Annotated in this window: 20 protein-coding genes; all 20 read right to left on the bottom strand. The window is 43.5% G+C overall.

Annotated elements, in window-relative coordinates; genetic code table 11:
* Positions 1 to 30 precede the first annotated feature (30 nt).
* Positions 31 to 753: an RNA polymerase sigma factor FliA gene (locus Q7657_RS13385; RefSeq protein ID WP_043128981.1), complete on the bottom strand. Its 723-nt coding sequence runs from the start codon at positions 751 to 753 to the stop codon at positions 31 to 33.
* Positions 746 to 1,636 (bottom strand): MinD/ParA family protein, encoded by an 891-nt coding sequence (locus Q7657_RS13380; RefSeq protein ID WP_008986462.1) that lies wholly within the window; start codon positions 1,634 to 1,636, stop codon positions 746 to 748. Before Q7657_RS13380 ends, Q7657_RS13385 begins: the two co-directional genes overlap by 8 nt.
* Positions 1,629 to 3,338 carry a flagellar biosynthesis GTPase FlhF gene (gene flhF, locus Q7657_RS13375; protein ID WP_107164900.1) on the bottom strand — a complete coding sequence of 570 codons (1,710 nt, stop codon included), beginning with the start codon at positions 3,336 to 3,338 and terminating at the stop codon, positions 1,629 to 1,631. Before flhF ends, Q7657_RS13380 begins: the two co-directional genes overlap by 8 nt.
* A gap of 51 nt (positions 3,339 to 3,389) precedes the next feature.
* On the bottom strand, positions 3,390 to 5,486 hold the full coding sequence (gene flhA / locus Q7657_RS13370) for a flagellar biosynthesis protein FlhA (RefSeq protein ID WP_107164899.1): 2,097 nt from the start codon (positions 5,484 to 5,486) through the stop codon (positions 3,390 to 3,392).
* Between the two features lie 350 nt (positions 5,487 to 5,836).
* Positions 5,837 to 6,967 (bottom strand): flagellar biosynthesis protein FlhB, encoded by a 1,131-nt coding sequence (gene flhB / locus Q7657_RS13365; RefSeq protein WP_023933125.1) that lies wholly within the window; start codon positions 6,965 to 6,967, stop codon positions 5,837 to 5,839.
* Between the two features lie 19 nt (positions 6,968 to 6,986).
* Positions 6,987 to 7,769 carry a flagellar biosynthetic protein FliR gene (gene fliR / locus Q7657_RS13360; RefSeq protein WP_008986458.1) on the bottom strand — a complete coding sequence of 261 codons (783 nt, stop codon included), beginning with the start codon at positions 7,767 to 7,769 and terminating at the stop codon, positions 6,987 to 6,989.
* Positions 7,770 to 7,790: 21 nt separating this feature from the next.
* Positions 7,791 to 8,060, bottom strand: a complete 270-nt coding sequence (fliQ, locus tag Q7657_RS13355; protein ID WP_023933127.1) for a flagellar biosynthesis protein FliQ — start codon at positions 8,058 to 8,060, stop codon at positions 7,791 to 7,793.
* 32 nt (positions 8,061 to 8,092) lie between these two features.
* Positions 8,093 to 8,944, bottom strand: a complete 852-nt coding sequence (fliP, locus tag Q7657_RS13350) for a flagellar type III secretion system pore protein FliP (protein WP_107164898.1) — start codon at positions 8,942 to 8,944, stop codon at positions 8,093 to 8,095.
* On the bottom strand, positions 8,931 to 9,326 hold the full coding sequence (fliO, locus tag Q7657_RS13345) for a flagellar biosynthetic protein FliO (protein WP_498827394.1): 396 nt from the start codon (positions 9,324 to 9,326) through the stop codon (positions 8,931 to 8,933). Before fliO ends, fliP begins: the two co-directional genes overlap by 14 nt.
* Positions 9,327 to 9,380: 54 nt before the next feature.
* A complete protein-coding gene (gene fliN, locus Q7657_RS13340) occupies positions 9,381 to 9,770 on the bottom strand; it encodes a flagellar motor switch protein FliN (protein ID WP_045063851.1) in 390 nt (129 codons plus the stop codon).
* A 16-nt stretch (positions 9,771 to 9,786) separates the two neighbouring features.
* Positions 9,787 to 10,836: a flagellar motor switch protein FliM gene (gene fliM, locus Q7657_RS13335; protein WP_053988527.1), complete on the bottom strand. Its 1,050-nt coding sequence runs from the start codon at positions 10,834 to 10,836 to the stop codon at positions 9,787 to 9,789.
* 7 nt (positions 10,837 to 10,843) lie between these two features.
* Positions 10,844 to 11,323, bottom strand: coding sequence for a flagellar basal body-associated protein FliL (fliL, locus tag Q7657_RS13330; RefSeq protein ID WP_107164896.1), 480 nt, complete (start codon positions 11,321 to 11,323; stop codon positions 10,844 to 10,846).
* 53 nt (positions 11,324 to 11,376) lie between these two features.
* Positions 11,377 to 12,789, bottom strand: a complete 1,413-nt coding sequence (locus Q7657_RS13325; RefSeq protein WP_107164895.1) for a flagellar hook-length control protein FliK — start codon at positions 12,787 to 12,789, stop codon at positions 11,377 to 11,379.
* 123 nt (positions 12,790 to 12,912) lie between these two features.
* Complete coding sequence (fliJ, locus tag Q7657_RS13320) at positions 12,913 to 13,353, bottom strand: flagellar export protein FliJ (protein WP_107164894.1); 441 nt, start codon at positions 13,351 to 13,353, stop codon at positions 12,913 to 12,915.
* Positions 13,354 to 13,386: 33 nt separating this feature from the next.
* Positions 13,387 to 14,709 (bottom strand): flagellar protein export ATPase FliI, encoded by a 1,323-nt coding sequence (fliI, locus tag Q7657_RS13315; protein WP_107164893.1) that lies wholly within the window; start codon positions 14,707 to 14,709, stop codon positions 13,387 to 13,389.
* Positions 14,706 to 15,509 carry a flagellar assembly protein FliH gene (gene fliH, locus Q7657_RS13310; RefSeq protein WP_107164892.1) on the bottom strand — a complete coding sequence of 268 codons (804 nt, stop codon included), beginning with the start codon at positions 15,507 to 15,509 and terminating at the stop codon, positions 14,706 to 14,708. The genes fliI and fliH overlap by 4 nt, the downstream gene beginning before the upstream one ends.
* A gap of 29 nt (positions 15,510 to 15,538) precedes the next feature.
* Positions 15,539 to 16,579, bottom strand: coding sequence for a flagellar motor switch protein FliG (gene fliG / locus Q7657_RS13305; protein WP_107164891.1), 1,041 nt, complete (start codon positions 16,577 to 16,579; stop codon positions 15,539 to 15,541).
* Complete coding sequence (fliF, locus tag Q7657_RS13300) at positions 16,572 to 18,320, bottom strand: flagellar basal-body MS-ring/collar protein FliF (RefSeq protein ID WP_107164890.1); 1,749 nt, start codon at positions 18,318 to 18,320, stop codon at positions 16,572 to 16,574. The genes fliG and fliF overlap by 8 nt, the downstream gene beginning before the upstream one ends.
* A 62-nt stretch (positions 18,321 to 18,382) precedes the next feature.
* Positions 18,383 to 18,694 (bottom strand): flagellar hook-basal body complex protein FliE, encoded by a 312-nt coding sequence (gene fliE, locus Q7657_RS13295; RefSeq protein WP_023933140.1) that lies wholly within the window; start codon positions 18,692 to 18,694, stop codon positions 18,383 to 18,385.
* Positions 18,695 to 18,744: 50 nt separating this feature from the next.
* Positions 18,745 to 20,124 carry a sigma-54-dependent transcriptional regulator gene (locus Q7657_RS13290; RefSeq protein WP_107164889.1) on the bottom strand — a complete coding sequence of 460 codons (1,380 nt, stop codon included), beginning with the start codon at positions 20,122 to 20,124 and terminating at the stop codon, positions 18,745 to 18,747.
* Between the last annotated feature and the right edge of the window lie 13 nt (positions 20,125 to 20,137).

Below are 20,137 nucleotides of genomic sequence, written 5' to 3'. Positions count from 1 at the left end.
GCGTTCTTCTAGTTCTATAAATAATTAATCTTAAGCAGTCCATGCTGTTAATTTGGCACGTAATCGTTGCATGGCTTGGCTGTGTATCTGACAAATTCGTGATTCACTGACACCAATTACTGCGCCAATTTCTTTTAAATTCAGCTCTTCGTCGTAATAAAGTGAGAGCACCAAGGCTTCACGCTCAGGTAGCGTTTTGATAGCTTCTGCTAATGATGCTCGAAAGCTATCATCAGCAACATCTTGAAAAGGTGCATTTTCTTCAATGCTTTCTTCATTCGCTACTGAATCTTCAGCCACACCAAGATCGCTAATACCCACTAATCGTCCACAATTAACATCATTTAATGCTTGATGATACTGTTCTAACGGCATATCGAGATATTGCGCAATTTCTTGGTCGTTTGGATCTCGTCCTAATTCATTTTCAAGGTGAGAAATAGCTTCACTTATCTTTCGGCTATTTTTGTATACCGAGCGAGGAACCCAGTCACCACGACGAATATCATCCAACATCGCACCACGAATACGAATACCAGCGAAAGTTTCAAAACTTGCGCCTTTGGTTGGATCATAATTTTGCTGGGCTTCAAGCAAGCCAATCATGCCTGCTTGAATTAAATCTTCTACCAACACACTAGGTGGTAAGCGCACCATTAAATGATGCGCAATACGTTTAACTAATGATGAGTAACGTTCGATAAATGCTTGTGGACTTTGCTGATATTGGCCATAGGCCATCGCTTTATTCACTATATGGCACCTCCATGGCTTGTGGACGTTTTACCAGTAAACGCTCAACAAAGAACTCCAAATGTCCACCAGGGTTGTGTGGAATTGGCCATGTCATAGCTTTAGTTGATAGTGAATTTAACGCCAATGCCGCAGGGCTTCGTGGGAAAGCTTCAACCACAATTTTCTGACGTTTCACCGCTTGGCGCACGCTGTCATCAAGAGGGATACAAGCGACTAATTCAAGATTTGCATCTAAGAAACGTTCAGTAACTCGCGTCAGCTTGGTAAACAGTTCACGCCCCTCACGGTAACTGCGCACCATGTTTGCCACAATTTTAAAACGCTGAACATCGTATTCACGGCTTAAAATTTTGATCAGTGCGTAGGCGTCAGTGATCGAGGTAGGTTCATCACAAACAACCACTAATACATCTTGCGCTGCGCGAGCAAAGCTCAGCACCATATCTGAAATACCAGCGGCGGTATCAACCAATAAGAAGTCCAGATCATCTTGCAAGTTACCAAAAGCACGAATTAACCCTGCGTGTTGTGCAGGCGTTAACTCAGCCATGTTTTGGGTACCCGATGCGGCAGGAATAATTTTTAAACCGTATGGACCTTCGATAATGATATCTTCCAGTTCACAGATACCAGCAAGAACATGAGATAAGTTACGTCCAGCACGTAAACCTAGCATCACATCAACATTCGCAAGACCTAAATCGGCATCGAGCACCATGACACGTTTACCTTGACGCGCCATCGACATTGCCATATTCAGTGTCACATTGGTTTTACCTACTCCGCCTTTACCGCCAGTAACCGTGATCACTTTTGTTGACGTTAGCTGAGTCATTCGACGTAAACCGCTTGCTTGATCGTACATTCTGCTCTCAATCATAATAATCTGCCGCCTTATTATCTGAACTATCGCTAGACCAGAAATGTGATTGCTGGCTTATCTCTAACTCCAATAATTCGTTTGCTCGTGAAACTAAGTAATTCCCCGACGCAATCTTTATATCTTCTGGGACACGCTGACCATCAGCTAAATAAGCGATCGGTAATGCGTTTTGCACTGCGACACAAATGATTTCACCTAAACTAAGTGATTCATCTAGCTTGGTCAGTACACAACCAGATAACGGAATACGACGGAAATGCTCAATGGTTTCCTGTAATACTCGACGCTGTGATGTTGCAGGCATCACTAGGTAGCTCCGAATATGTGCTCCGCTGTTTTTCATTAAAGTATCTAGCTGTTCAGATAGCCGGATATCACGTTGTCCCATCCCTGCTGTATCAAGCAATACAAGGCGACGATGGCGCAACTGATGAAGTATATCGGCAAGCTCTTCAGCATCTTTAGCAACTCTTACCGGACAGCCCATAATTCGACCATAAGTTGCTAATTGCTCATGAGCACCGATACGATAAGTATCTGTCGTTACCAAGGCGATTTGCTCTGGGCCATACTCCATTGCGGCACGTGCGGCTAATTTTGCAATGGTGGTGGTTTTACCAACCCCTGTTGGGCCTAATAGGGCAACAACACCGCCACTTTCTAAAATACAATCATCGGTTGTGATGATTTGATCTGATAATAAATCGAGTAATGCAGGCCAAGCTTCGTTAGGCTGAATATCTTCAGGGATGTAGCAAGCCAATTGATCGGCTAATTGTTCTGATAAGCCCATTTTCTCAAGGCGCTTGATCATCATGGCGCGCATTGGCTCACGACGTTCGACTTCTTGCCACATCAAGCCTGATAGTTGATGTTCAAGTAAACGACGTATCGAGATCATTTCAGATCGCACTTGATCTAGCTCATCTTGACTTGGCTGAGCTTTCGATTCGTAACGAGTTGGATCTAAGCGAGGCTTATGTGATGCTTTATCGCGTCCATTAACCCCATTGTCATGGTTATCAAATAAACCACGACCAACCGATAAATCTCGTTCATATTGCTTTGATGATGGGCGACGGTAATCACCGATATCTAAGCTGTGTTTATTCGTTTCTGGCTGATAACGCTTAAATGAAGAGCCATTACCATTCATTGATGAGCGGTTATCACGCGGTTGATTTTCTGGATAAAAGGCATCAGCGTAACGTGAATAGCCACCTGCTTTTTGGGGCTGCTGCATATCGCGTTGGTAATGACGCGACATATTTTCCTCTTCTTCACGATAGCCGTGAGGTTCACCATACAAACTATGGCTATCACCTTGCTCACGCAGTTTAGACTGGCGATCAAGCAATGCACTTAATGAATCAACTTCACTTGGTTGGTCTTTTTGCTCTTGTGATGAGGCATAGTTTTGCAGCACGCTAGCAAACTTCTGCGCTGTGGACTGATTCAACTGCACCTTATCATCTGCCAGTTTTCGTCTTGCTTGACTTAAACCTTGTGACGCTTCTTCACGAGAGCGGTGATGAGTACTCGATGGTTGTGGGGTTGTATCTACATCAACAGCAGCAACAATCTCAACACCACCTGAGACTTTCTTATTCGACATAATGACAGCATCAGGCCCAAGCTCTTCTTTGACTTCGCTAAGTGCCGTCCTCATGTCCTTGGCAAAAAATCGTTTAATCTTCAAAATATCGTCCTATGTCAGAAAGTGCTTAGGCCGCATCAACAACCACTAACATCAATTACCCACTGCATTCACAATGCGAATTTGTTTTTCATCAGGAACTTCCTGATACGACAACACCCGTAGGCTTGGAATTGTATTTTTAACAAATTTAGCTAATGTCGAACGCAATACACCTGAAGTAAGTAATACGGCAGGCTCACCTTTCAATTCTTGTTGCTGTGTGGCTTCCGTTAATGAACGCTGCAAACGCTCAGCGAGACCAGGTTCAATACCTGAAGATTCGCCACCAGCAGATTGCATGGTTTGATGCAATATTTGTTCCAACTCAGGAACTAACGTTATCACTGGCAACTCAACTTCTATGCCATTGATTTCTTGGCAAATTAATCGTTTCAAACCGATACGTACTGCTGCTGTTAGAATGTCAGGATCTTGACTCTTGCTTGAATACTCCGACAAGGTTTGGACGATAGTTCGAATATCACGCAGTGGGATCGCTTCATTTAACAAATTCTGCATCACTTTCACGACCACACCCAATGGGAGTTGTTCGGGTACAAAACCATCGACCAGTTTTGGCGCACTTTGACCTAACATTTCTAATAGGTTTTGTACTTCTTCATGGCCTAATAGTTGTGATGCGTTATTGGTTAATAACTGGCTTAAGTGAGTCGCTAGTACAGTGGCAGAATCAACAACGGTATAGCCTAAGGCCTGTGCATGTTCACGCTGTGAGTCTTGTACCCAAACCGCTTCTAGTCCAAAGGCTGGATCGGTGGTCATCTCACCATCAATGGAGCCAAACACTTGTCCCGGGTTAATGGCTAAATCCATCTTAGGGTGAATATTGGCTTCACCACAGGCAACCCCCATTAAGCTAATACGGTAACTATTAGGTGGTAGCTCCAAGTTATCTCGAATATGTACGGGAGGGATCAGGAAACCAAAATCTTGCGATAGTTTCTTACGTACCCCTTTCACACGCTCAAGCAGCTCACCACCTTGATCTTTATCGACCATAGAAATAAGACGATAGCCCACTTCTAAACCAATTGTATCGACAGGCTGAACATCGTCCCATGACAACTCTTTTAACGGCTGAGTAGGCGCTAACTCAGTAGGAGCAGGCTCTTTCTCCACCAATGCTGCTTCTTTATCTTTCTTCACTCGCCAATACGCAGCAGCACCAATCATGGCTGCCAATAAAAGAAATGGAATATGAGGCATGCCTGGGACGATACCCATTACAAATAAAATAACCCCAGTAATAATAAGTGCTTGCGGGTTATTAAACATTTGGAAATACATCTGCTGGCCCATGTCCTCGTCAGTATTTTGACGAGTCACCATCATCGCAGCAGCGATAGAAAGTAATAGCGATGGGATCTGTGCGACCAAGCCATCACCAATGGTTAACAGGCTATAGATTTCAATCGCAGAGCCAAAGGTTAAACCATGTTGGCTCATACCAATGATCAAACCACCAATGATGTTGATAAATAGGATCAAAATACCTGCAATGGCATCACCTTTAACGAACTTAGAAGCACCGTCCATTGAGCCGTAGAAGTCCGCTTCTTTAGTCACTTCAAATCGACGAGTACGTGCTTGCTCTTGATCGATTAAACCTGCATTTAAATCAGCATCAATTGCCATTTGCTTACCCGGTAAGGCATCAAGAGTAAAGCGAGCACTAACTTCTGAAATACGCCCTGCACCTTTGGTAACAACCATAAAGTTAATGATCATCAAAATCAGGAAGACCACTAAACCAACCGCATAGTTACCACCAATCACCACCGAGCCAAATGCATCAATTACCTGTCCAGCAGCATCTGGCCCTTCATGGCCATGAAGTAAAACCACACGTGTTGAGGCCACGTTAAGTGCTAAACGTAACAATGTAGCGATAAGCAAAACTGTTGGGAATGCAGCAAAGTCCAACGGACGACGGGTATAAACCGTTACCAGCAGCACCACCAGAGAAAGGGCGATATTAAAGGTAAACGTCATATCCAATAACAATGGTGGCATTGGCAATACCACCATTGCCAAGGTTGCCAATACCATGACGGGTGCGCCAATAGATGGCATCGACTTTAAGTTGGCTAATGGCAGCTTGTCTGCAAAAGGAATTGAGAGCTTCATTCTGTCTAGTGATCTATTCTTCTATTATTGGTATTCGAGTTCGTTTTATTAACAGAGAAGATCATTAAATAATCCATTATTTAATAAAGACGAAGAACCATGAATGCATAATATAAGGTAAAGCAATAATCATGCCTTACAGATTCGTCATTTTTTTGACACGGAAAAAGTCTATCAAATATTTTCTGGCGTTCTCTAAATATGATTTTAATTTGTGAGCGTGTGTCTAATCTCTAAATTAAAATCATTATCAACTTTACTAAATGAAATTATTCCATCATGGAATACAAAAATCTTTAATATAGACAATCATTCAGTAATTAATAGCCATCATACTATTGATATAAATATTAATGACGAAGTTCTTCTGGAATATCGGTTGCAGCTTTAGATAAGGTTGGTTTCTTACCTTTACCCTTACGGTACTCTTTTAATTGAAAGACATACGCCAACACTTGTGCTACCGCGACAAAGAGTCCATCAGGAATTTGTTGTTCTAATTCAGTTGTATAGTAAATAGCACGAGCAAGCGGTGCGGCTGGCACAATATCAATATTATGTTTATTCGCCACCTCTCGTATTTTAAGTGCAAGATGATCGCCCCCTTTGGCAATAACTACTGGCGCTGAATCTAATTTAGGATCATAACGTAGCGCGACTGAAAAGTGTTCGGGGTTAGTAATAACTACGTCAGCTTGTGGAACGTCAGCCATCATTCGACGCTGTGCCATTTCACGCTGCAACATTCGAATACGTCCTTTTACTTCAGGCTTACCTTCCGAATCTTTATATTCATCTTTAATTTCTTGCTTGGTCATTTTTAATTGCTGGTTGAAGTTCCATATTTGAAATGGCACATCAATCGCGACCACGATCAATAATGAACAACAAATAAGCAATACGAAATTTAATAAGATATCGAGCGCATGAAAATAATTAGCAGGAAATACCTCAATGCTTAATTGGAAAAAGTCTTCCAAGCTTGAATAGATCAAATAACAAGCAACACTACCTACTAAGCCGACTTTTAATATTGACTTAATCAGTTCAACCCAGCTTTGCATGCCAAACATACGTTTTATGCCGCTAATAGGATTCATCTTGGAAAACTTCGGCATTGCCGCTTGTGTAGAAAACCGAACGCCACCAACGCCCGCAGCACCAATAAAAGCGGCAAAAAATAAGAAAATGAGCACTAACGCTAACGGCAATAAAATGTGAACAATCGCATCAAAAATAATGACGAATAACCGATCAAGATCGAAAATATCTTCACGAGTTAAGCTAAACATAGCTGTCATGATCTGACCGAGTGCTTTACTTAGCCCCTCACCAAACCACATTAAACCTACAGCGCCTGATACCAATACCGCAACGGAAGCTAATTCTCTTGAGCGTGGAACTTGGCCTTTTTCTCTTGCCTGCTCAAGCCGTCTGGGCGTGGCGTCTTCGGTACGTTCTTGACCATCTGAATCAGACATTCTGATCTACTCCCAGTCGTTAACAATCAATGCGGATCAAGCTACATACCTGACCGAACCCAACCTGCCACAACGCTTCATACTGCGGCACGATACCCAATACAATAAACCAGCTAATGGCTAAACCTAATAGCAAAGCAAAAGAGAAACCTAGCGAGAAAATGTTTAGCTGGGGTGCTGCACGGGTCATGACACCAAAAGATAAATTGACCGTTAGCAGCGCAATGATCCCTGCTAATGCCATGTTGAGCCCAGCTTTAAACATGTGACCAAACCAGCCTGCCAACTCATAATAATCTTGTTGGCCTAACATCGCAGTTCCAACAGGTAAGGTTTTAAAGCTCAGCACCACTGCATTTAACATTTCTAAATGTCCATCGGTTGCTAGAAACAGCAAGATGGCAAGAAACATGTAGAACTGACCCAATACTGGGGTGTTTTGTCCGTTAGCAGGATCGACCATAGAAGCAAAGCCCAAGCTCGATTGCATACCCAATATTTGACCTAGTAATACAAAGGTTTGGGTGACAAATTGGGTCACTAGCCCCATCGCTACACCAATAATGATTTGTTGCCCTGTGATAATAAAACCTGCCAGCGACAACAACTCAATATCTTGTGGAACCTTGGGTAAAAACGGCATGACCGCAAAAGTAATGGCTAAAGCTAAATACAGACGAATTTTAGGTGACACAAAACGTGCCCCAAAAAAAGTCATCGCCATCATCATTGATGATATGCGAGTAAAGGGCCAAAAATAATTTGCTAACCAATCAAGTAAAATGGCGGAAGTGTAATGCATAATCGACTGCCGTATCCCTTGCTAGTAAAGCAGTTGTGGGATCTGATCTATGATGCGATAGAAATAATCCATCAGCATTTGCGTCATCATGTGACCAAACAGCATTAATGCTAACAGCGTCACCACTAAACGAGGCAAGAAACTTAGGGTTTGTTCATTTATCGATGTTGCCGCCTGAAACACTGCCACCACTAGACCAATTAACAAGCCTGGAATAACAATGGCACAAACCATAATCAGCACCATGTACAGGGCTTCTTGAAATATCTCAACAAAAGCTTCTGGCGTCATAAAAACATCCTCTTAATTCGGCGTCTGATACCTTAGGTACCAAAGCTTCCTGCCAGTGTTGATAAGATCAAATTCCAACCATCAACCAAAACAAACAGCATCAGTTTAAAAGGTAACGATACAATCATAGGTGATAGCATCATCATACCCATCGCCATTAAGATGGAAGCCACCACTAAGTCAATGATCAAAAAAGGTAAAAACAGCATAAAACCAATTTGGAATGCGGTTTTTAACTCAGAGGTAATAAAAGCGGGGATCAAAACGGTTAATGGGACATTTTGCGGATCGTCAGCGGTTGAACCTGACATATTAACAAAAGTTTCTAAGTCTTTGACTCGAGTTTGTTTCAACATAAATTGACGCATCGGATCTTCGGCTTTTTCCAATGCTTGTTTTGCCGTTATTTGTTCATTGATATAGGGCTGGACAGCTTCTGTATTGATCTTATCAATGACAGGAGACATCACAAAAAAGGTAAGGAACAAGGCAATACCGATGATCACTTGATTAGATGGCGTTTGCTGTAAACCCATCGCCTGACGCAGAATCGACATCACGACCACAATGCGGGTAAATGAGGTCATCAAGATCACCATCGCAGGCAAAAAGCCTAGCGCAGTCATCAAGGCTAAGATTTGCAGTGTTACCGAATAGTCTTCACTACCATCAGGGTTAACCGTGACAGACAAAGCAGGAATACCACCGCCACCACGATTTGCTTGTAGATGCCCTGCGGTTGTTTCAGCACTCATTGCTGCAGCCGTTGTGCTATTAGCAGCACTGGCCTCAACCGCATGCGCTATATTAAGCGACAGACAGAAAAACAGCACTACAGCAATAAAAGCGGTCCAAGTGACGGCTAGTGTTCTATTTTTTAACATTATTTTTCATTAACTTGCTAAGCTGAGATGCAAAATCCCCACTTGGCGATTCGTCCATGGTTAAAGGCTTATCCAATTTACTCAGTAAAGAAATGTTATGTTGGGTGATCCCCACTAACATTTGCTCTTCACCCACTTGTAGCAAAACCACTCTTTCTCGTTGACCGACGGCTAACTGCTTTACCACTTTTAGCCCTGAGTCATTACCGCTAATTCCAGCTACTCGCATACGTTTTAATAGCCAAGCAAGAAATACAATTATCACGAGTACCAGCAGTAACGAAGCAAGCGTAGTGGCTATATTTAGCTCAGGCGCACGACCTAACTGAGACGCTGTTTTTTCTGCAACTTCCGTTTGCGCCCAACTAGCTCCCCCCCACAAATAACAAGGACAACGCCAGTAATGCCTGCGCTATTTTCCCTTTCATAACTCGCCTTAACGCAGCTTTTTAATACGCTCAGTTTGGCTGATCACATCAGTCAAACGGATACCAAACTTATCGTTGACTACTACCACTTCACCATGCGCAATCAAGGTTCCATTAACCATCACATCCAATGATTCACCAGCAATACGATCAAGCTCAACCACTGAACCTTGGTTTAATTGCAACAAGTTACGAATACTGATCTGAGTACGCCCAACTTCCATAGAGATAGTGACAGGAATATCCATGATGGTATCAAGTTTACGACGCTCATCATCAGTGATCGGTGTACTGTCGTCGGTTAGCTCTTCTAAAGGTGCAGGCTGCACATCGTTAGCTTGCTCAGCTAATGCCGCTGCCCAATCATCTGCCATTTGTTGATCATTATTATCTGACATTGTTCCGTCCTTTATATTATTCGTTACTATCGCTATTGATATTAAGTAATGCCGTGCCTAGCTCATCACGATCTAAAAAAGCCAAATCAGTTTTCACCATATCTGGACGTTTCAATTTCTCACTGATTTTCAGTGCAACATTGTCACCTGAACGTCCCATTTTGGCGTGGTAGGTTGGCAAGTCTTCAATGAAAATCGTTGCCTGCTCAGGCATATCAATCGGGATCACGTCTCCGACTTGTAATTCCATCAAATCACGAAGCGATAAATCGACATCAAGCAGTTTGGCTCGAAGATTAACGGGCACATCCATGATTTCATCACGCAGCGCCTTACTCCAACGAACATCAGTATCCATTTTGTCACTTTGCACACCGGCATCGAGCAATTCACGGATAGGCTCAACCATGGAATACGGCATCACAACGTGAAAATCACCGCCACCACCATCCACTTCAATATGAAATGAACTCACTACGATCACTTCCGTTGGGCTGACAATGTTTGCCATCGTCGGGTTAACTTCTGAGTCTAAGTATTCAAATTCAACCCCCATCACAGGCGACCAAGCCTCACGATAATCTTCAAATACCAATTTCAATAGCATTTGCACGATACGACGCTCAGTTGGGGTAAATTCACGGCCTTCAATTTTGGCGTGGAAACGTCCATCACCACCAAAGAAGTTTTCTACCAAGATGAATACCAAACGGGCTTCCATGGTGATCAAAGCTGTCCCTTTTAGCGGACGGAAACGCACCATGTTCAAACTGGTTGGGACATACAGTGTATTTTGATATTCACCAAATTTAATCATCTGCACGCCGTTAATAGAGACTTCAGCCGTTTTGCGCAGCATGTTAAATAAGCTGATCCGCATATGGCGAGCAAAACGCTCGTTGATCAACTCAAGCGTTGGCATGCGACCGCGAACAATGCGGTCTTGGGAGGAGAAATCAAACGTCGCAACATCACTACTCCCTTCATCTTCATGAAGGTCATCTTCTGGCTCATCGACACCATGAAGTAGCGCATCAATTTCATCTTGGGTTAATAAATCACTCACTATAAACCTACTGCATTACAAAACCGGTAAAAAGAACCCGCTCAACCGCTGGTGTTCCTGCCACTTTTACCATTGTCGCTTTCACTGCTTCTAACGCTTGCTGACGTAATTGATCACGACCATTAGGACTACGTAATTGTTCAACCGTTGCTACGCCAAATGCTTGAAGCAACGTACTTTCAATTAAAGGTGTATGTTGCTTAGCAAGGGCTTCATTCTTGTCCCCTCGCACCATTAATTGCACTTTAATTTGAACTACGCGATCGCGGGAATCCCCGGTGACATTAAAGGTAAATGGCTGAGGTAATACGACATAGTACGCAGACATAACGGGCGCTTTAACCGCATCCTGCTGAGCAACTTCCGCTGCTTGTTGAGGCTCTGCGGCATCATCACCACTGAGCAACCAAAAACTAATGCCACCAGCCAACAATAAAACCACTACTGCTGCGCTTATTATCATCAGCTTTTTCTTGCCCATCGCCATTTTTATTCCTTTTTATCTTTATTTTCATTATCTAAAGTATTAGCAATTGTTAATTACGCATAGTAATCAACCCGATCTTTGTTATTTGTAACGAACATCTCAATTGCATCAAGATGTTTATCTGATTCTGGCTCTTGCGAACGGGTTAACACACCTTCGCTAGAGGAACCGGTTTGCTGCTCAGATTGCTGTTGTTGCGTGAACTGCTGCTGTGCAAACTGGCTCGAATTATCTTGGCTTACTGAACCTTGTGCTAACTGTAATCCCTGTTGGTGCATCATTTCTCGCAATCTTGGCATTGCATGTTCAACCATATCTCTTGTTTGGCTGTTATTAACGGTAAATTGCACCGATGCTTGATCTTGGTTCAAGGTTAATTTGATCTGAATTTTACCCAGCTCTGGCGGATCTAAACGGATATCTACCTGTTTTAAATTCTTCGCCATCATCATATTGATGCGCTCAGAGATTTGCTCTCCAGCTTGTTCTTTAGTCAGTAGCAAAGGCGTTTGTACTTGTGCTGCCGCTATCTGAGGCTCCATCTTCATGGCAGTTGCTTGCTGGGAGCCCATCTGAGCAGATAATGGCTGCGCTAAGATACTGTCTTTTTCTGATCCCTCACCCAAACTACGTTTGATGGTTTCCATTGCCCCAGCAGCTGCAAGAACTTCTGCGGTCTTACCGCTCGATAAAACCGTTTTATTAAGACTTTGATCCGCACTCATGCCTAATAAGGTTTTCTTGAGCTCAGGATCGATAACTTGTTGAGCTGCCGCTTCATCGGTTTCAGCTGTAATGTTATTGCCACCAGCAGTATTGGTTACAAATTTTTGCTCATTACTTTTAGCATCAGTCAGTAATGCTTTTTCTTTATCAGTCAGCTCGGTTGGCTGTTTAGCAGCAAAAGATTTCAAGCTATCAAGTAATCCTGCTTGCTTTAGCTCTGCGTCCTCACCTTCTTCGCTCAACTCAATATCCTTAGCACCATCATCGTTTAGCGGCAAAGCTTTGCCACCTTCAACTAATTGATTGCTAAGCTGCTGATTAGATTGATTTAATCGCTGAAGAAAATCCGCACCTTCAAGCATGGCTTTGTCAACGCCTTCATCTTTTACTTCATCAGCTTGGGTTGTTTTTTCAGCTGCTATAGCACCTACAGCTTCGACCTCATCAATAACAACACTTTCATCGGTTTTATTTTCTGATAACTCAGCATTTTCAGTTTCAAGTAGCGGTTCAACATCCGTCTTTACAATGTCATCAACCGCTTCACTATCACCAGCATCAACACTTTTTTCTTTTGCTTTTAAATCGGTTACAGACGCTTGCTCGGAAGAGGCTTGTTGTAATTGCTGTCCAAATAAGCCTTCTTGCTCACCTTCTGTTTGATCAACAGACTTGGCGTTAGCTGCACCAGCAGAAGCTACTTTTGAATGCTGGGTTGATAATGGATTTAATAGATTCATAACCGATCCAAACCTAATACTGAGCCTTGCGAAAACAACAACATCACGATTTTATTTTCAACTGGCAATAAAGAGATAACCAGTATTAATGCAAAAAACAAACCAATAAATCTATCAATAAAATTACTGTTGTAATCGTCTTGCAAATTGCAGGGTGACAAACTCATCCATCATCTTTTGCTCTTGCTTGTCCAGCCACTGTTGATGCTCACGTTTACGCTTTTCAACTAACCATTCCACTGAGCGACGCTTCTGTTGCATCTCTTGCCAATGCTGAGAGCATCTCTGGATCTGCTCTTCAAAGTAACCACCCGCTTGCTTTTGTTTCTCTAAGGTATTATCCAGCTGCGTTAAGAACTTCTGTAAATGGCTATATTGACTCGCTGTTAGCCCTTGCTGACCACGCGTAGAAAGTTGATTGAGGTAATCCAAACGGTATTGCTCAATCTGCGCTAACTGCTGACGATAATTTTCTTGATCAATACGTGCTTGATTTAAAGCAAGACTGGCTTGATGCTCTTGCTCTTTCGCTTGTTCAATGATCAATGCTAATGCATTAGACATACTCTATGCTCCACATCCTTTTGATACTCAGCCTTAGCCGCCAAGGGTTGAACGCAACATATTGATGCACATTTCATACGGCACCGATTCTTTCATTGTTTGTTGCAGGTAAGCGTCCAATTTAGGTTTAAAACTAAAAGCCTGATCAATGGTGTTATCTGTTCCCGGCTTATAAGCGCCAATGGAAACCAAATCCTGATTTTTACGGCAAATCGATAAGATCTGACGCACCGCTTTTGACATTAACATGTGCTCTTCACTGACAATCGCAGGCATGACACGGCTCACAGAGCGTTCAACATCAATAGCAGGGTAATGTCCGGCATCCGCCATTTCACGAGATAACACGATGTGACCATCCAAGATTGCACGAGATGCATCGGCAATAGGATCTTGCAAATCATCACCTTCACTTAATACGGTGAAAAAGGCGGTAATTGAACCTTGGTTTTCATTACCGTTCCCCGCACGTTCCACCAAGGCTGGCAGCTTGGCAAACACTGATGGCGGATAACCTTTAGTTGCTGGCGGCTCACCCACAGACAGGGCAATTTCACGTTGCGCTTGCGCAAAACGAGTCAATGAATCCATTAACAGCAGTACATCAAAACCTTGATCACGAAAGTATTCCGCAATGGTTAACGAAGTCTGACAGCCTTTTAAACGCATTAAAGGTGACGCATCAGCAGGTGCAGCCACTACAACCGAACGAGCTCGTCCTTCAGGGCCTAAGATCTCATCAATAAACTCTTTTACTTCTCGACCACGCTCACCAATCAAACCCACGACCACAATTTGTGCACTAGTCCCTCGGGTCATCATGCCAAGAGTTACCGACTTACCCACACCAGAGCCAGCAAACAAACCAATACGCTGACCTTTACCAACGGTTAAACAGCCGTTGATCGCTTTAATCCCAACATCAAGCGGCTCTTTAATGGGCTTTCGAGATAACGGATTAATGGGAGTCGCATTAAATGAAGCACGCTGCTCGGTGAAAATTGGCCCTAAACCATCAAGCGGATTACCCACACCATCAATAACACGCCCTAATAACTCAGGTCCCACAGGCAGACCACTGTTATGAAGAATAGGTGTGACTTTCGCCCCAGGCATCACCCCTTGCAGCTGTTCACTAGGCATCAAGAACAGCGTTTCGCCAGAAAAGCCGACGACTTCTGCTTCTAAGTCACCATTTAGGGTTTCAACTTTACATAAACTCCCAACAGGAGCTCGACAGCCAACCGCTTCTAATGTCAGTCCAACCACACGTACTAGCCGACCCGATGCCACAGGCTTACAACCCGTCCCTTCGGTTTTAAAACGGCTTAAACGTTCAGCTAAAGTTGCGGTCATTCGTTTTGCTCTCGCACGCTGCTATTCATCGCTTCAAAAGTGGTCAGTGAATGGCGAATACGCTCATCAATAAAATAATCAACCGAGGTATCTTGGCTATTTACTTGTAAGTCACCACGGTTTAATCCCGGCTCTGAAATCAGCTTCCATTTACGCTCATGTAAATTTTCATCGGTGAAATTTTGTTTAACCAAAGCAATATCTTCAGGATGCAGATGCATACTAATTTCACGATTTGCAACCGGTAACGTTGCCACCACTTCACGAATGGTATTTAAAATCACTTGTGGATTGGTTTTCACTTCGACTCGGATCAACTCTTTCGCTAACCCCAGTGCTAATTGCATGACTTGATCTTCAACTTCTCGATCTACTTGGTTGATAGGAGTCAGCAGCTTTTCTGCAACTGTTGCTAAGTGATTCACTTGTTCAGTGATCTGTTGTTGAGCTTGTACCAAACCTTGCTGTAAGCCCTGCTCTAAGCCTTCTGCGTTACCAGCCGCAAGTCCTTCAGCATGCCCGGCTTTAAAACCATCAGCGTGACCAGCTTGCTTACCTTGCTCTAAGCCTTCTTCATAGGCTGACTGTTGCATTGCTTCTAAATCAGCAGCAGTTAACGGCGGCGGTCCCGGCTCTTCTTCTGGCTCAAACTCTTCAATGATCGGCTGAGGTTGATAATTGAATGCGTTTTCAGCGTACTCTGGGCGCTCTTCTGAATAATCAGGGTACGCCCAGCGTTCTAACTCTTGTGCTTGGTGATCCGATGCACGAAAGAAACCACGACGACGTTCATCATTCATCAAAGCCTCCTAACATCAGTGATTGTTGATTAAAGGTACTCATCAGCACCACCGCTACCACCGAGCATGATTTCACCAGCATCAGATAAGCGACGAGCAATAGTAAGAATTTCTTTTTGTGCAGCTTCTACATCTGCAACACGAATAGGTCCCATTGCTTCTAGCTCTTCACGTAGCATTTCTGAGGCACGCTTCGACATGTTCATGAAGAACTTATCACGCAGCATATCGTCAGCCCCTTTCAAGGCTTTCTGCAGTAGATCTTGTGGCACATCACGAAGTAAAGTCTGAATACCACGATCATCAACTTCGGTTAAGTTATCAAACACGAACATCAAGTCTTGAATTTGCGTTGCTGTGTCTTCATCAGTTTCACGGATCTGATCCATCAACAAACCTTCAACGTTATTGTCGAGATAGTTCATGATTTCAGCCGCAGCTTTCAGACCACCAATTTTCGCTGCTTGTGCACCTGCTTGACCAGCAAACTGTTTCTCCATGATATCGTTCAATTCATGTAGTGCTGCAGGCTGTACTTCTTCCAAGTTCGCAATACGCATCATCAAATCTAAACGTACTCGCTCAGGAAACTGCGATAAAATTTCTGCCGATTGCTCTGGTTCTAAGTACGATAAAACAATGGTTTGGATCTGTGGGTGTTCGTTCAATATAATACTTGCCACCTGACGAGGATCCATCCACTTCAAAGAATCCAGACCACGCGAGCCACTGCCCATCAGGATTTGATCGACCAAGTTATTAGCTTTGTCTTCACCCAATGCCGCCACTAATGTATTACGGACAAAGTCTTCACTGCCCATACCAATGCTGGTGTATTTCTGAATGTCTTCTAGAAATTGGCGATGAACACCGGACACTTTCTCTTGATTCAAATCCGTCATACTCGCCATCGCACCACCGACACGCTGGACTTGTTTCGGCTCTAAATGACGAATAATACTCGCAGCATCTTGCTCACTGAGGCTAAGCAAAAGAATGGCTGCTTTTTCGGTGCCACTTAGCGTGTTGATATCGAATTTGTTTTCACTTACTGCAACTTCATTAGCCATCTTCATTCACCCAACTTTTAACCACTTGCGCTGCGAGATCTGGCTCATTATCCACCAAGGCTCGGACGGCTTTCAGTAAGTCTTCATCTCTATGTAAATTTGGTAAATCTAAGCTACTTGAGCTTAATTCAAATCCTTCACCACCATCTAATTCAGCACCAATTAAACCGACACCATCTGCTGTACTTGATAATATCGGCATACCATTTTCATCCAATGGCGTACCATCTGGTGCTTGATTTGGATACAGCAATTTGCGCATGGCAGGACGTACGAGCACCATGATCACCACAATGATCACTAATGCTGCGGCTATCCAACGAACCCAATTATTAAAGTTCGGGTTTTCCCAAATCGGCAGATCAGCAGCTATTTGTGATTCAGGTAATGCAAATGGCACTGATAACACTTCAAGCAAATCACCACGGGCTTCAGAAAAGCCAATCCCCCCCATTAATAGGCGACGAATTTTAGCAATTTCAGCTTCAGAGACAGGCACTCGTGTCACATCACCCGTTGCAGGATCGGTGATAGTTTTATAATCCACGGCCACAGACACGGTTTGACGTGCAATGATGCCTGTCTGCGCTCGTTTATGACTGATGGTGGTATCTAATTCATAGTTGCGGGTTGATTCTCGATGCACCGAGCCATCAGCACCACCACTGCCCGATTGCATATCTTTAACATTCTGTGGGATTGCAGAATCGACTGGCGGTTGATTGCTTAATGCGCCCGGAATGCCTGAAACCGTATTACCACCATTGATATCTTCTAACGTAAATTCGCTGCGTGTCGCTGCGGTTGCAGGATCATAACGCTTACGAGTTTCCTCTAAAGCCGAGAAATCCATCGCAACATCAACTTGAGAGGTGTAATTACCAAGCCCTAAAACAGGCATTAAAATCGCATCAATTTTCTCACGTAGTGATTGCTCTTGCTTACGTTCTAATTCGTACTCTTTTCGCTTTGCGGTCGCACTTGGATCTTCGGTACCAGAGCTCAATAAGCGACCATGTTGATCGGTCACCGTCACACGAGTCGGGCGTAAGCCAGGTACTGCAGTTGCCACCATATCAACAATGGAATCCACTTCTTGTTGACCCAGCGAACCACCAGAAGAAAGGGTTAAAAATACCGTGGCTGTCGCTTCTTGATTATGACGAACAAATACACTTTGCTTTGGTGTTGCTAATAACACTTGAGCTTTACGCACTTGGCTGATTTGCTCAATAGCACGAGCAAGCTGACGTTCACGGCTTAGCTTTAAACGTTCACTTTCAAGACGCTGAGAAACACCAAAGCCCATGTCTTGTAACAGAATATCGTCACCTTCAACCGTACGTGTATTTAACCCTGAACGGGTAAGGTCGAGCTTAATTGCGCTATATTCTTCAGCAGGAACACGAATGGTATTCCCATCTAATTGGTATTCGATTTTCTTTTGATCGAAGTGATCAAGGATCGGAATAAGCTCTTCTGTTTCATAAGTGCCTAATGGGCGCATTTCAGGCTCTTTGATCCACATTGTGACCAACACAATTAGCGCTACACAGATAGCCACAGACAACACTAAGATCACTTGGCGTAAGAGATCTAAATTGCCCAAAATGCTATCTGTCGAAGAAGCTTTCTTCTCTGAAATATCAGCCCCTTGATCAAGACCTGCATCATCATGCAAAGCAGGTGCTGACCCATTCCCTGATACGGCTAATGGTTGATTAATGTTTTCTTCTGCCACGACTTTTTACCCATAAACTGCAAGAATAACGGCTTTACTATCCATACTTTAAAAAGTCAGGTTTATACCGGCATATTCATTAATTCTTTGTACGCTTGTACCATTTTATTGCGAACTTGAACCGTTGCTTCAAACGCAACGCTGGACTTGTTTCTCGCGATCATCACATCGGATAAAGACACACTGCGGTCACCTTGATCGAAACGTGTGGCTAATTCGCTAGATTGTCCTTGAAGATGATTCACTGTTTTCAGCGCATCACTAAGAAGGTTGCCAAAATCAGCACTCACTTGTTGTGCTGTGGCTGGGGATGAGGTGTTTTGGGCATCCAGCCTCATTGCTTGCATTTCTGCTTGTAGTCCGTTTACTTTCATTCCGTGATTCTCTCTATTCGTTTATTTTTTATCGTTCTGCTTCCTGCACACTATGCAGGGATTTCAATGCCAGCATCACGCATTTTTGCGAGTTTATAACGTAAGGTTCGTGGGCTTATCCCAAGCTGCTCTGCCACATCTTTACGGCTACCATCACAGGCCACCAGCGTTTCTAAAATAATGCTAAATTCTTGTTCACGTAACTCACTGCCTAGCCCTTCTCCTGTTGTCGGCACTTTAGGACGTACAGCAATCACGCTTGGCTCTGATGTTGTGACGACTTCAGGGCTTTGTGTATCCAGCCAATCAAAATGTTCTAATAAAATATCTTGCTGCTGGATCTGATTGTTTTCACATAAAATCAATGCTCGTTGAATCACATTATCTAATTCACGCACATTGCCAGGCCACGGATATTGCAGCAATTTATCTTGTGCCGATTGGCTTATAGTAGGTACCACATTTCCTTGTTGGATACTGTGCCGTTCAGCAAATAATGAAGCTAAGGGTAAAATATCTCCCTTACGATCCCCTAATGCTGGCCATGCAATTGGGAAAACATTCAAGCGGTAATACAAATCTTCACGAAAATGCCCTTCAGCAACATAAGTCTTAAGATCTCGGTTACTGGTTGCAAGAATACGCACATCTAACTTAATGCTTTTGCGACCACCTAGACGTTCTACTTCTCGCTCTTGTAATACACGCAGTAATTTCGCCTGTAGATTCAAATCCATTTCACTGATTTCATCTAACAGTAATGTGCCGCCTTGCGCTTGCTCAAACTTACCAGGACACGCTTGCACAGCGCCGGTAAATGCACCTTTCTCGTAACCAAATAAGGTTGCTTCCAACATATTTTCAGGAATGGCTGCACAGTTAATAGCAATAAAAGGGCCATCTCGACGTTCAGAGTTATCATGAATATGGCGAGATAGCACTTCTTTGCCTGAACCACTTGGCCCTAATACCATTACGCTGGCATCGGTTTTAGCGACCTTGTCAGCCAAAGCTAACAATTTAATACTTTTCGGATCTGCAACGACCGTTTTGCTGCTTTGCTTTTTGATCGGCGCATAACGCCCAACCATATTAAGCAATACTTCCGGTGCAAACGGTTTTGCCATGTAATCAATGGCACCTTCACGCATAGCCGCAACAGCATCTTCGATATTGGCATAAGCAGTCATTAAGAGTACCGGCACTTTCGGCCAATTAAGCTTAATACTACGCAGTAAGCCTAACCCATCCATTCCTGCCATTTGCACATCAGAGACAACAATATCAACCGCTTGAGACTTCATGATCACTAACGCATCTTCCGCACTTTCAGCTTCAATCCATTGATAGCCAGCCAGCGCTAACGTATCGACAAGTGCTTCACGTAATCCTTCGTCATCCTCAACAACTAAGACTCTCGTTTGGTTCATATTTTCTCTCCAT

This window comes from Candidatus Photobacterium acropomis (assembly GCF_030685555.1).
Classification (GTDB): domain Bacteria; phylum Pseudomonadota; class Gammaproteobacteria; order Enterobacterales; family Vibrionaceae; genus Photobacterium; species Photobacterium lucens.
The sequence above is the reverse complement of the archived record's forward strand: the minus strand, read 5'-3'. Positions and strand labels throughout refer to the sequence as shown.